This window comes from Vibrio sp. 1S139 (assembly GCF_041439475.1).
In the GTDB taxonomy this organism is placed as follows: Bacteria; Pseudomonadota; Gammaproteobacteria; order Enterobacterales; family Vibrionaceae; genus Vibrio; species Vibrio crassostreae_C.
Window position 1 is genome coordinate 1 of sequence record NZ_JBGOOD010000024.1, and the last position, 10,056, is coordinate 10,056.

Consider the following 10,056-nt stretch of genomic DNA (forward strand, 5'->3'; position numbering starts at 1 on the left):
ACCGCATCTTAACTTTAATTGCTAAATCACTTTGTAAATACGTGGATTCCATATAGGTAATGGGGCAATAATGATTCCCAGAACATACAAAAAAGCCGCTGGATTGAACCCCAGCGGCTTATTATTTTCTAGCATCTAGCATCTAGCATCTAGCATCTAGTGCTTAGATTAGTTGTTGCTGTGCAGCTCGCTGTTTAGCTCAACCGCAGACTTGTTCGCTAGGCACTCGATTTGGCCTGTGATTGAGTTGCGACGGAACAGAAGATCAGACACGCCAGCAAGATCGCGAGCTTTAATGATTTCTACTTCATTGCCTTCTTTATCTAGCATGCGAACCTTAGTACCCGCAGTCACGTAAAGACCAGACTCAACTGTACAACGGTCACCCATAGGGAAGCCAAGACCCGCGTTTGCGCCTAGTAGGCAGTTTTCGCCGATAGAGATAACCATCGTACCGCCACCAGACAGAGTACCCATGATAGAAGCGCCGCCGCCGATGTCTGAACCGTTACCTACAACAACACCCGCAGAGATACGACCTTCAACCATGCTCACGCCAGTTGTACCAGCATTGAAGTTGATGAAACCTTCGTGCATTACTGTTGTGCCTTCGCCTACGTGTGCGCCAAGACGAACACGAGAAGTGTCAGCAATACGAATACCTGTTGGTACTACGTAGTCCACCATTTTAGGGAACTTGTCTACGCAATCTACAGACAGAGCACGACCTGCAAGGCGAGCTTCGATTTGACGCTCAGCCAGCTCAGGTAGGTCGATAGGGCCTTCGTTTGTCCATGCGATGTTGTGCAGTAGACCGAAGATGCCGTCCAGTACCGTACCGTGTGGTTGTACTAGGCGGTTAGAGATAAGTTGTAGCTTTAGGAAGCCTTCAGCAACTGATGCTGGCTTCTCGTCAGTAGCAAGAACAACAAGAACAAGTGGCTGTTCAGACGCTGCCGCTTTTTCTGCGAAAGATGCGTTAGCTGCATCATCGTTTGCTGCGAATGCTTTCGCCAGTTCTGCGCTTTGTGCAGCAGAGATTTCGATAGCTTGGTTGCCTTCAGCGTAACCTGACACTTCAGCTACAGCTGCTACAAGAGCGTCGCTTGGGTTTAGAAGCGGGTTAGGGAAGAACGCTTCAATGATTTTATTGTCGCGATTTTTGGTTGCCGTACCGAAGGCTAGTGAAAAATAAGCCATGTTGAATCTCCATGTGTTGAGTCTTGATTTTGCTATTCCAAAACAACGGCTCGAATAACAAGCGCTGCCGTTAGCAAAGTTAATTTAATTGCGTTCATCATAAAGAGAGCGCCCTCGTTATGAAAGGGCGTATCGGGATAAAGTCTGTAAAATGATATTGCTTGTCTTTTGAGAGATAGTTTTCTGCAATGAGAAAACACTGCAGATCAACACAAATTGATTGGTGCGTTAATCAACATTCTCCTGTGAATCCCCTCTTTAGATAAACAGTGCCTTATAAGCTTGCTCAATCCCTTCAATCAACATCTGCATACCGATTACCGCGAGTATCAACCCCATCATTCGAGTAATCACGTTCAGTGCGCTTGGTCCAACGGCTTTAACGAAGCGCTCGCCAAATACGACAGCAGAATGTATTTAATCTTAGATACAAATAATTATTAGAAATAGATAGTAGAGCAAGTGTGAATAAAAAACAGCCAGCATAAGGCTGGCTGTTTGGTTTTAGTGATAGGTGTAGAGTTTTAGTCGTCCGTTATTGCTTGATTCTCAACTAACAGACTCTACATAACAGGCAGATTGTGGGACTCACTTTGTCGTTATGCGTGTTGAGATTCACTCACTGCCACAGCCAATGCAACCGTCGCTCCGACCATTGGGTTGTTGCCCATGCCGATGAAGCCCATCATCGCCACGTGAGCAGGAACTGAAGAGCTACCTGCGAACTGAGCATCAGCGTGCATTCTGCCCATGGTATCGGTCATGCCGTAAGACGCTGGGCCTGCTGCTACGTTATCTGGGTGCAATGTTCGACCTGTACCGCCACCTGAAGCAACTGAGAAGTATGGCAAACCTTGGCGAGTGCGTTCTGCTTTGTAGATACCCGCTACTGGGTGTTGGAAGCGTGTTGGGTTGGTTGAGTTACCCGTGATACTCACATCCACTTCTTCTCTGTGCATGATCGCTACACCTTCACGTACATCATCAGCGCCGTAACACAAGATCTCGCCACGAGGGCCTTGTGAGAAGCGGCGACGTTCTGTTTCAACTAGCTCACCCGTTTGGTAATCAAATTGAGTGCGAACATAAGTAAAGCCATTGATGCGAGAGATTAGGTAAGCGGCATCTTTACCTAGACCGTTCAAGATAACTTTCAATGGTGTTTTGCGTGATTTGTTCACGTTCAGTGCAATCTTGATCGCACCTTCTGCAGCAGCAAAAGACTCATGGCCTGCAAGGAAAGCAAAGCAGTGGCTCTCTTCATTGAGAAGGCGAGCAGCCAGTGCGCCATGGCCGATACCGACTTGGCGTTGCTCCGCAACACTGCCGGGTTTTGTGAATGCTTGAAGGCCTTCACCAATGATATTCGCTGCTTGTTCTGCGTTGTTCGCTTTACGGAACAGAGCCAATGCTGCACCAAGAGTGTAAGCGTCAGCTGCGCTTTCAAATGCGATAGGTTGAGTGTCCATCACTAATGCTTTTGGGTCGACATTATGTGATAAACAGTATTGGTTTGCTTGCTCTAAAGAGTCGAAGTTCATTTCTGCCAATACGCGAGTTACTGATTCATTAAATTGAGTGTTCATCATATCTTTCCTCTTTTATTGGCAAAAATTATTGTTGGCGTGGGTTAATGGTGGTCACGGCTTCGTCGAAGCGACCATAAGTCCCTGTCGCAAGGTCGGCCGCTTCATTCGCTGGCACGCCTTGGTTAATCGCCTTCATCATTTTGCCGAGGTTGAGATATTCGTAGCCAATCACTTCGCTGTGATCATCAAGTGCAAGCTTGGTTACGTAACCTTCTGCAAGCTCTAGGTAACGAACGCCTTTTGCTGCGGTTGAGTAGCTGGTGCCAACTTGGCTGCGCTGTGTTTGACCTAAGTCTTCTAGTGCTGCGCCGATCTCTAGGCCACCTTCAGAGAAAGCCGACTGAGTTCGACCGTAAACAAACTGCAGGAAGATTTCGCGCATCGCGACGTTAATCGCGTCACATACCAAGTCAGTATTCAGCGCTTCTAGAATGGTTTTTCCAGTGAGGATTTCCGCAGCCATCGCGGCAGATTGAGTCATACCTGAACAACCAATCGTTTCGATTAATGCTTCTTCGATGATGCCGTTTTTTACGTTAAGAGTCAGTTTTGCAGCACCTTGTTGTGGTGCACAAGTGCCAACACCGTGGCTTAAGCCAGAAATAGCGATGACATCTTTTGGGCTAACCATTGCGCCTTCAACTGGAATTGGAGCTGAATTGTGAAGATCACCCCTTTGAATAGGGCACATTGATTGAATTTCTGAAGAGTAGTGCATAATGTTTTCTCACTTATAGAGCCATTTAAGGCCTAGGGCGTTGAGAAAACAGGACGTGTTGGAAGAGGTGCGGCTAATTCACTACAGATCTTGAGTATCGATAATCCAAAGGTGTCATGGAACTTGGTCTTAATAGACTAAGTCCATTTCAAAATGGAGGAATAGCGATACGTCCAACAGTATTACCTGTTTTCGATTCTGTAGGAGTCATTAGCACTGTTCGGAAAGAACGGGCGGTTGAAGCAAAAGCTTAGGTGGAACCCCATCACCTGATGGCTATAGATTAGATCTTCCTCACACTTTCATGCAAGCGAATGTTTAGAGCGATTTCGACTATAAACAAGCTTCATTATATTTCGATAAGTATAAAAAAACGCCAATAACGAACTCTGATTAGAGGCGTCATTGACGTTTTTTAGAAAGGTATCAGCTAGTTAAGCTGCATCTTCTTCTGCGTCTTCAACAGCTTCAAGCTTCTTAGCTTTTTTCGGAGCTGGCTTACGCTTAGCACCTAATGCGTAAAGAACTTCTTCTTTGTTCTTCGCTAGGTACATTGCAAGTTCTTCTTGCTTGCCTTCATCTTCAACTAAATCGCTTTTGCCTAACAGTTCAAAAAGCTCATCAGCCATATCCAGCATTTTGTCGTATGCGTCAGCTTCGGCTTTAGAGGTAAAAGTCATTTTCTCTTCTCCGTTGCGTTCCACCACGTACTTGACGATAACAGCCATGGTTAATCCTCTAAGTTTGATAAATTTTACTGGCTTTTTATACAGTTTCTGATGTTAAAAGTCCAGTTGGAGCCCGTACTATGCGGCCTCAATCTTGATGTGCCGCCCAGTCTTCACAATAACTCATGAAAGATTTCAGCAGTGGGCTTTGATATTTGTCTTTATGGACCAGCATCCAGAATCGGCGTTTCATATCAAGTGGCACATCGAGCGCTTTCACCCGGCCTGAATCAATCGCTCGTTGCGCCGCCAGTCGTGATAAACACGCGAAACCAAGATTGGCGGAAACCGAATTGATGATCGCCTCGGTGGTATTGAGCTCAAATGACTCATACCAGTGTTCGATGCGAGGAGCGACGGCACGCAGGAAGAACTCGCGAGTGCCTGAACCAGATTCTCTCAGTATCCAGTGGCTGCCTTCTAAATCTCTTAAATTTACTTTGTCTTTTGCCACTAAAGGGTGTTGATTGCTAACGATAATACACATTTCATCGCTGCTAAACTGACTCGAAATGAGTTCAGGGTGTAATGTTTTTCCTTCAATTAGCGCGATATCCAGTTCATAATCCACCAACTTTTGGCAGATCAGTGCACTGTTTGAAATGAATAAGCTTTGATCCTGATGTTGAGTTCGTTCGCGAAAGCCTGACAAAATAAACGGTGCGACCTGATTACCAATCGTGTCACTCGCGCCGACCTTTAGATTGCCACTTAAAGGCTGATCATCACGGAACAAAACATCAATACCAGCAGCACGATGTAATATTTCATCCGCCAATGGAAGTAACTTATGTCCCTCTTGGTTGAGAATTAATCGGTTGTTGACCCGGTCAAATAGAGAGTGGCCGAGTTGTTTCTCCATTTCGCCTAGTGCCATGCTGACCGCAGCTTTAGACAGAAACAGAGCCTCAGAGGCAGCAGTCAATGTCGAGTGCTGAGTAATAGTGACGAACACTTTGAGCTGTTTTATTGAAATATTAGCCATCAGATTCCTAGTTTTACTCTGCTGGTGAAAATGGATTCTGTTCAGTATTGATGAACACTTGTTATATATAATTGGATATTGTTTAACGAAGCGCAAGCGTATTATGGCTTCAACAAGCTGATGAGTTCACAAGTTTAGTGAATTAGGTTTAAGAGAGGCTGACATGATTCAACGTATTAAATATAGATTAACAGGAGCTCCAACACCCATGGCAGGGTTAGCACTCGCAATTGCAAGCTTAGGCTGGTGTTGGGATGGTGTTCTAGTCGCACAAGGTATCTTACACACACCGAGTTTGGTGCAGTGGATCAGTGCTGGCATTGCGGCGGTATTACTTCTTGTTTTAGCTGTGAAATTTTTGATTCATGGTCACCTATTGCGTGAAGATCTTGCTCACCCTGTTGTCGGCAGTGTGGTACCAACATTTGCAATGGGGTGCATGGTGGTGTCAGCGTCTTTGGCGCCAATCTCTCAATTCTTACAAGAAGCTATGTGGTTGGCTTCTGTGGCTTTGCATGTTGTGTTTCTAATGAGCTTTTTGTACCACAGAGCTAAAAACTTTGAGATTCACCACATGGTGCCAAGCTGGTTTGTGCCACCGATCGGTATTATCGTCGCTGACGTTTCTTTTTCTGGTAATCCAGTTTTAGAGCCAGTAGCGAACGCGACTTTGGTATTCGGCTTATTGGTTTACGCAGTAATGCTACCAATCATGGTTTACCGTTTGATCTTCTCTCACGAAGTGCCAGATGCTGCAAAACCAACGATTGCGATTATGGCAGCACCGGCAAGCCTATCTTTGGCGGGTTACTTAACCGTTACTGCTAACCCTTCACCTGTGATCATTGGTTTACTATTTGGTATTGCAGTGTTGATGACGTTCATTATCTATATGGCGTTTTTCAAACTACTTCGTCTTCCATTTAGCCCTGGTTATGCAGCGTTTACCTTCCCAATCGTGATTGGTGCAACAGCCTTGTTCAAACTGGCTGCGTGGATGCAAGCACAAGGTATTGAAGCGCATTACATCAATCAAGTGTTTGGCCTAGCGTATCTAGAATTGATTGTGGCAACGTTTGTAGTGGGTTATGTGGCGGTTCGTTATTACATGAATTACAAACCTCACCGTGTTCTAAGCGCGGTAGGCAGTAGATTGTAAGAAGCAATAGTTCAAAAGATAAACGGAGCTTAAGTTTTCAGTATTTCATAAGCTTATATTCCTAATCCAAACTCGGCACTTATGCTAATCTGGCTTTATATTGTGGCAAGATTAGCGTGAGTGCACTTTGTTTACTGTTTACCATTCCAATAAAGTCGATACTTTAAAAATCCTTCTCGTTCATTTAATCAAAAGTGATCCTTTAGCCAACCCTTTCGAAAAAGAGCAGATCTTGGTTCAGAGCCCAGGTATGTCTCAATGGCTTAAGATGGAACTCGCCAAAGAGTTTGGTGTAGCAGCAAATATAGACTTTCCTCTTCCAGCAACCTTCATTTGGGATATGTTTACCCAAGTGCTTCCTGATGTACCTAAACGCAGTGCTTTTAACAAGGAAGCGATGACATGGAAGCTGATGAGTTTGTTACCCGCTAAGCTTGACCACCCTGATTTTTTACCTCTACAACGCTACCTTGAAAACGACGAAGATGATTCGAAGTTGTACCAATTGGCAGAGAAAATTGCCGACATCTTCGATGGTTACTTGGTGTATCGACCGGAGTGGATGGCGATGTGGGAAGCGGGAGAGCCCGTTGCCGAGTTAATTGATGATGGGGGGCAACAAGAACATCCTTGGCAGCCAATTTTGTGGAAGACACTCTATGAGCAAACCCTGTCTCAAGGCCAATCGAAGTATCACCGTGGTAACTTGTATCACGACTTTATTGAAGCGTTAGCCAATCAACAAGGTCAGCTACAACACTTACCTAAGCGTCTGTTTGTGTTTGGTATCTCTTCGCTGCCTCCTCGTTATATGGATGCGTTGAAAGCACTTGGTGAGCAGATTGATGTTCATTTGATGTTTACCAACCCTTGCCAACATTATTGGGGCGATATTCGCGATCGTAAATACTTGGCAAGAGTTGAAGCGCAGCGTCGTAAGCAGTTTGCGTTGGTTGATGGTTTACCTCAGCTAGAAGGTGAAGTATCACCTTTGAAAGATGGCATTGAAGCCAACGTTGAAGATGAACTGCATACTAGCCAAGCTGTCGGTAATAGCTTGTTGGCGTCTATGGGTAAATTGGGCAGAGATAACCTGTTCTTGCTGTCTCAATCAGACAGCGAAGAGCATGAGTTCTTTATTGATGTCGAGAGAGACAGCCTGCTGCATCAACTGCAAGCCGATATTCTTGAGTTAGAAGAGCACCAAGACGATCACATCTTAGACTCCAGCAACCACAAACAAGTGGTTGAGCTGGGCGATCGTTCGTTGACGGTACACGCTTGTCACAGCCCAATGCGCGAGGTGGAGGTTCTCCATGACCAGCTATTGGCGATGTTTGATGCCGACCCGACCCTGAAACCACGCGATATCATCGTGATGGTGTCTGACATTAATGCTTATAGCCCAGCGATTCAGGCGGTATTTGGTAATGCTCCGGGTGAGCGTTACATCCCTTACTCGATCTCGGATAGAACCGCAGATCAAGAGAGCCCAATTTTGACGGCGTTCATGCAGCTAGTCGCGCTACCAAACACGCGCTGTTTAGCTTCTGAACTTCTAGAGTTATTAGAAATCCCAGCGATGATGGCACGCTTTGGTATTGATGAGTTCCAATTTGAGCAAGCTAAGCAATGGGTTGAAGAAGCGGGTATTCGTTGGGGCGTTGACTCTTCTACCGCAACCGAATTTGACTTGCCTGCGACCGAGCAAAATACTTGGCTATTTGGTATTCAACGTATGTTATTGGGTTATGCGATGTCGGATTCGGCAGGTTTGTTTGAAACTGAACACTCTCCGATTGCCGCTTATAACGAAGTTCAGGGTATTAACGCTGAACTTGCGGGTAAGTTAGCGCACTTTATCGATCGTATTGCCCATTACCGCCAGCGTTTAACTGAAACACAATCTATCGATATGTGGCGTGAAACCTTGCTGCAAATGATTGATGATTTCTTTGCGGTTGAACTGGAAGGCGAGGTGGTGCTCAAATCGATTCGCGATGCACTTTCGCAACTGAATGAACAGCTTGATGATGCCTTGTATGAACAAGAGTTGTCGCCAAGCATTATCTACCAGTACCTCAATAATAAGTTATCTGGCGCGCGTATTAGCCAGCGATTCTTAGCTGGCCAAGTTAACTTTTGTACCTTGATGCCGATGCGTTCTATTCCGTTCAAAACCGTCTGTTTGTTAGGCATGAATGATGGTGTTTACCCTCGCTCAATGCCGCCAGAAGGTTTTGATCTAATGAACGGACGCACTCGTCCGGGTGACCGTTCTCGTCGTGATGATGACCGCTATCTTTTCTTGGAGGCGATGCTGTCAGCGCAAGAATGTTTATACATCAGTTATGTCGGCCGTTCGATTCAAGATAATACTGAGCGAGTGCCATCGGTGCTCGTTTCAGAGCTGATAGAGTACTGCCAACAGAACTACTGTTTAAGCGAAGACCAAGCGCTACCAAGTGATGATTCAGGCATCAACCTGACTCAAGCGATCAGCTTTGAACACACCATGACACCGTTCAGCCCTGCAGCTTTCACGCAAGGTGACGCAAGCCATGTATTGAGCTACGCCAAAGAGTGGCTACCTGCGGCAAATCGTTCTGGCGAACGCAGTGGTGAATTCAATCGCGCATTGGATGATTATTTACTTGGTGCGAGCTATCCACTGGAATTGGATCTGGTTGAGTTACAGCGTTTTTGGCGTTTGCCAGTGCAGTACTTCTTTAATCGCCGTCTCAAAGTGGTGTTTGAGCCACCTCTTCCGGTAATGGAAGACGATGAACCATTCGTACTCAATGGGCTAGAGAGCTTCCAGCTTAAAGATGCGCTGCTGCAAGTGTTGCTGGACCATCCTGAAGGCGCAGATGAAGCGGTACGACTGTTTGTCTCTGAACAAAAAGCACAGGGCCGATTACCGGTTGGCGCTTTTGGTGATATCGAATTTGAAACCAACCGTGTTCAAGCGGAAGACTTAGCCAAAGAGATTCGATTTGTGAGCGGCTCACCGCAACAAGATCTCGAAGTGAATATCGAATTTGATGTGTTAGGCGAAGGCAAACCTGTTCGTTTGATGGGTTGGTTAACTCAAAACTATCAATCAGGTCTAGTGCGTTTCCGTAGCGGTAAAATACGCTCTCAAGATTATTTGGCTGCGTGGATTGATCATCTATCCTGCGCTGTTATGGGACACGGAAAAACGACCCATATTATTGGCTATGACAGAAAAGAGGGCGTGGTTCACCAAACGCTACAACCTATCGGCGATGCGCAGCAAGCGAAGAGTATATTAGCTGAGTTAGTACGACTGTTTTATCAAGGTATGACTGCACCATTGCCATACTTCCCGAAAACGGCATTAGCTGGTGTTGAAGCGGGCTTTAGCCGTGGTAAGTGGGTCGATGATGAAGAAAAGTCACTCAAGAAAATGGCCGATACCTTTAATGACAGCTTCGCCTTCACGGGCGAGGGTAGAGATACCTACATCTCACGAATCTGGTCTAAATGGGACGATGAATTGGCTACTGAGTCGCGTATGTATTCAACGCTTGTGCTACAGGCGGCAAGGTTGGCTGCTGCCGATCTGGAAGATCAGGAGTAGGTGGCTGTGATCGACAAGATCAATAGCGAGTGCGCTGAATTAATGAAAGACAAAAGAGAGTCGCTGGTAAGCG

Annotated in this window: 7 protein-coding genes, 1 pseudogene and 1 riboswitch; of the genes and pseudogenes, 2 read left to right on the forward strand and 6 right to left on the reverse strand. The window is 45.8% G+C overall.

Annotation, left to right across the window (positions count from 1 at the left end; genetic code table 11):
• Positions 1 to 168: 168 nt before the first annotated feature.
• The 6 genes and pseudogenes from dapD to ACED46_RS10100 form a co-directional block, all read right to left on the reverse strand.
• Positions 169 to 1,200, reverse strand: a complete 1,032-nt coding sequence (dapD, locus tag ACED46_RS10075; RefSeq protein ID WP_017059885.1) for a 2,3,4,5-tetrahydropyridine-2,6-dicarboxylate N-succinyltransferase — start codon at positions 1,198 to 1,200, stop codon at positions 169 to 171.
• 258 nt (positions 1,201 to 1,458) lie between these two features.
• Positions 1,459 to 1,602: pseudogene (locus ACED46_RS10080) on the reverse strand (MarC family protein); the annotation flags it as partial.
• 197 nt (positions 1,603 to 1,799) lie between these two features.
• The gene (locus tag ACED46_RS10085; RefSeq protein WP_065584394.1) at positions 1,800 to 2,789 is read right to left on the reverse strand and encodes a GGGtGRT protein; all 990 of its coding nucleotides are present in this window, start codon (positions 2,787 to 2,789) and stop codon (positions 1,800 to 1,802) included.
• Positions 2,790 to 2,814: 25 nt separating this feature from the next.
• Positions 2,815 to 3,507, reverse strand: a complete 693-nt coding sequence (locus ACED46_RS10090; RefSeq protein WP_017071044.1) for an iron-sulfur cluster assembly scaffold protein — start codon at positions 3,505 to 3,507, stop codon at positions 2,815 to 2,817.
• Between the two features lie 194 nt (positions 3,508 to 3,701).
• Positions 3,702 to 3,786: riboswitch (Fluoride riboswitch) on the reverse strand.
• 155 nt (positions 3,787 to 3,941) lie between these two features.
• Positions 3,942 to 4,235 (reverse strand): YebG family protein, encoded by a 294-nt coding sequence (locus tag ACED46_RS10095; RefSeq protein WP_008223840.1) that lies wholly within the window; start codon positions 4,233 to 4,235, stop codon positions 3,942 to 3,944.
• An 88-nt stretch (positions 4,236 to 4,323) separates the two neighbouring features.
• On the reverse strand, positions 4,324 to 5,220 hold the full coding sequence (locus ACED46_RS10100; RefSeq protein WP_371721374.1) for a LysR family transcriptional regulator: 897 nt from the start codon (positions 5,218 to 5,220) through the stop codon (positions 4,324 to 4,326).
• A gap of 208 nt (positions 5,221 to 5,428) precedes the next feature.
• On the opposite strand from ACED46_RS10100, the gene ACED46_RS10105 reads away from it, so the two are divergent.
• Both ACED46_RS10105 and recC read left to right on the forward strand, forming a co-directional pair.
• Positions 5,429 to 6,379 carry a TDT family transporter gene (locus ACED46_RS10105; RefSeq protein ID WP_371721393.1) on the forward strand — a complete coding sequence of 317 codons (951 nt, stop codon included), beginning with the start codon at positions 5,429 to 5,431 and terminating at the stop codon, positions 6,377 to 6,379.
• A gap of 127 nt (positions 6,380 to 6,506) precedes the next feature.
• The gene (gene recC, locus ACED46_RS10110; RefSeq protein WP_371721375.1) at positions 6,507 to 9,983 is read left to right on the forward strand and encodes an exodeoxyribonuclease V subunit gamma; all 3,477 of its coding nucleotides are present in this window, start codon (positions 6,507 to 6,509) and stop codon (positions 9,981 to 9,983) included.
• Positions 9,984 to 10,056: the final 73 nt, after the last annotated feature.